The sequence below is a fragment of the Psychrobacillus sp. genome (genome assembly GCF_056205495.1).
Genome location: NZ_JBAEAP010000414.1, coordinates 1 through 3,456, shown reverse-complemented (window position 1 = coordinate 3,456; position 3,456 = coordinate 1). Strand labels below are relative to the sequence as shown.

The window sequence follows — 3,456 nt, the reverse complement described above, 5'->3', positions numbered from 1 at the left end:
AGGACGAAACATAAAACGGGCAGATTTATTTCTGTCCGTTTTTTTTCTTGCAAATCTGCTATAATTTACGAACTCAAGTGGATAATACAGATTATTCGTCATAAAATAAGGTATAAAAAGAAATGTTTATTTAGACGACAGAAGAATTTTGTTTAACTACATTGGAACTGTAATCTTCTGAGCGGATTAAAGGAACAGGTAGTTAGTCTTTTGATCATATATACTTTTTTATTGACTGTACATGTATTATTAACATTTAAATCAAATGAAAAACATGGAAGAATTTGATGAACATTCTTCTTAAAAGTATAAAAAAGAAAGATTTAGCTAAAGTGGAGGGGAAATATGGGTCTTTTAAATTCAGAGCAAGCATTAATTGCCATTCTTGCAAATATCTTTTTTATTGGTATTTCGTTTTATGCTTTACAAGCTCTTATGGTGGACAAATTTATTAAAAAGAATCATGTATTTCAAGCCCAGCTTTTCTTTATTTTGGCAAGCATTATGTTAGGTTCAACGGTAGCAAATTTTTTCTTAAATTTAACTTCTTGGTCTAACCAGTTACAGTACTTATTTTAGTAGAAGATCCTACATGCTCATGCAAATTATGGACAAGTTTGTATGAGCATGTAGAATCTCCTCATATTTCCTGGGAAATATGCTGTCGAAGATGTTTATTACAAAACATGTAGGGTAATTTATAAATATCTACACGAAAAGACTGGGTACTACGTATAATAGACTAAGAAAATTTACCAAAAGAGGACATGAAAATAGGGTTTTCGGTGCTTGTATATAGTCGAAATACGTTGTATGATGATATTGTTTTGAAATAATAAACAACATCATACATATTTTTCTTTTATATATTAGCTAAAGAGGATTATGAACGCGGAGGGAACTAAGTGGATAAAATTGTTGTTAAAGGCGGCCAAAGGTTAACAGGTAACGTACGAGTCGAAGGTGCTAAAAATGCAGTATTACCTGTATTAGCAGCAGCTCTACTCGCGACAAAGGGTAAGAACGTAATTAAAGATGTACCAACACTTGCAGATGTTTTGACGATAAATGAAGTACTAAAAAGTTTAAATACAGAAATTTCATATAGCCCCGAACTAAACGAAGTAATAATTGACTCTCAACAAAAATTATCAAGCGAAGCACAATTTGAGTATGTGCGTAAAATGAGAGCATCTATTCTTGTAATGGGACCAATTCTTGCTCGCAATGGTTTTGCTCGAGTTGCTTTACCAGGTGGTTGTGCTATTGGCTCTAGACCAATTGACCAGCATTTAAAAGGCTTTGAAGCAATGGGTGCGGAAATTTCATTTGGACATGGATTTGTCGAAGCTAAAACAACTGGACGTTTAAAAGGTGCTAAAATCTATCTAGACGTACCAAGTGTTGGAGCGACAGAAAACATCATGACTGCAGCAGCTCTAGCTGAAGGAATTACAGTTATTGAAAACGCAGCGAAAGAACCAGAAATTGTTGATTTAGCAAACTTTATCAATGAAATGGGCGGTAAAGTTAAAGGTGCAGGTACAGATACAATCCGTATAGAGGGTGTAGAAGAATTGCACGGCACTGAGCATCACATTATTCCAGACCGTATTGAAGCAGGAACTTTTATGGTTGCTGCAGCAATTACAAAAGGCGATGTATTAATTGAAAATGCTGTTCCTGAACATATGACAGCTCTTATTTCTAAAATGCAGGAAATGGGCATTGAGATTAAAGAAGAGGGCCAAGGTCTTCGTGTGCGCTCTAATGGAAACTTAAAATCAGTGGATGTTAAAACAATGCCGCACCCTGGGTTCCCAACAGATATGCAATCACAAATGATGGCATTGATGATGACAGCTCACGGTACAGGAATTATTACTGAAACAGTTTTTGAAAACCGTTTTATGCACGTAGAAGAATTTAGACGTATGAATGGTAATATGAAAATTGAGGGACGTTCTGTGATGATGGATTCTCCATCTAACCTACAAGGTGCAGAGGTGGCGGCTACGGATCTTCGAGCAGCTGCAGCTCTAATTATTGCAGGTTTAGTGGCAGAGGGCGTAACTCGAGTAACACAGCTTTATCATTTAGATCGCGGTTATGTTAATTTTGATAAAAAGTTAGCTGCATTAGGCGCGGACATTGAGCGTATTGGAACAGAAAATACCGAAAAAGCGGCTCAGCTCGTTTAATCATATGAAAGGCACAATGCATTTATTCCTGCATTGTGCTTTTTTTTGTGGATTTTTTACATTAAATCAGGATTGGTTTTAAGGAGTCACTAACGAATAGCGGGTAGCTCGCGAAATTGTATCTTCGCGAGCTGTTTTTTGAATAGAAGAGTGATCTATTCTTTCATTAGCTAAAATGCTTTTAAGTGTATAAAGGAGAAGGAAAACTGTTTAATTCCCTTATTAGGATTTTAAGCCGTTTTAAGAAGAGTAATACTTTTAAGATATTTTCCCTCAACTACTTATAAAAAGTAGGTTCTAGCCCCCTTAAAAGGCGTTTAAATGGGTATTCATCTTGTAGACTACTATTCTTTTAGGGAGATGCATAGAAGCTTGTCCGTCATGAGATAGTTTTGTACTGCATATAGTAATCCTATGAAACAATACATTCTCTTAATAATCCTTTGCATCGGTCTAATGATTTTGCCTTTTCTTATGATTAAAGACAAAGTAAAAGAAAAGGCTGTACCAGAAGTCGTACCTGAAATTGAAGTTGACTGTCCAATACTAATTGAGGTGAAAGGGGTAAAGGAGAAAATTCCTCTTGAAACGTATGTGTTAGGGGTAGTTGCTGCAGAAATGCCAATCACATTCCATGAAGAAGCATTAAAAGCACAGTCGATTGCTGCGAGAACTTATGTTTTAAGAGAAACTGATTATGGATCAAAGTCAATTGATAAGACAGTACAAAAGCAAGTGTATGTAGGTCCAGAAGAAAGGAAAAAACGCTGGGGAGACTCCTTTAAGGAATATGAGGACAAGCTTCAACGAGTCGTCGCTTCTACGGAAGGTGAAATTATTGTCTACCAGGATCAGCTCATAACTGCGATGTTCTTTTCTACGAGCAATGGTCAAACAGAAAGCGCCGAAAACTATAGTGGATATGCAATACCTTATTTGGTATCCGTACCAAGTCAAAAAGAAGAAGAGTATTCAAAGAAGGTGCAACAAACGTTTGAGTTCACTCATAAAGAGTGGGCGGACGCATTTAAGATTAAATGGTCTAATAATATTGTAGGCAATGTGAAAATAGCACATACTGATTCAAATAGAGTAAAGACTATCGAAATGAACGGTAAAAGTTGGACAGGCAGAGAGGTTAGAACATTACTTGGCTTGCCTTCTACTGATTTCAAGATAGCTTTTCAAAATGATAAAGTGATAGTGGAGACTACTGGTTACGGGCACGGAGTAGGGATGAGCCAATACGGAGCCG

At 36.4% G+C, this 3,456-nt stretch carries 3 protein-coding genes; all 3 read left to right on the top strand.

The annotated features are described in order from the left end of the window. Positions 1-345: 345 nt before the first annotated feature. Positions 346-579, top strand: coding sequence for a DUF1146 family protein (locus AC06OU_RS12180; RefSeq protein WP_169359477.1), 234 nt, complete (start codon positions 346-348; stop codon positions 577-579). Between the two features lie 326 nt (positions 580-905). Beyond that, entirely contained in the window at positions 906-2,201 is a 1,296-nt protein-coding gene (gene murA, locus AC06OU_RS12175) for a UDP-N-acetylglucosamine 1-carboxyvinyltransferase (RefSeq protein WP_251552410.1), read from the top strand. A 456-nt stretch (positions 2,202-2,657) separates the two neighbouring features. Then, positions 2,658-3,456, top strand: a 799-nt coding sequence (spoIID, locus tag AC06OU_RS12170) for a stage II sporulation protein D (RefSeq protein WP_475856078.1), incomplete at its 3' end; no start/stop codon positions are given.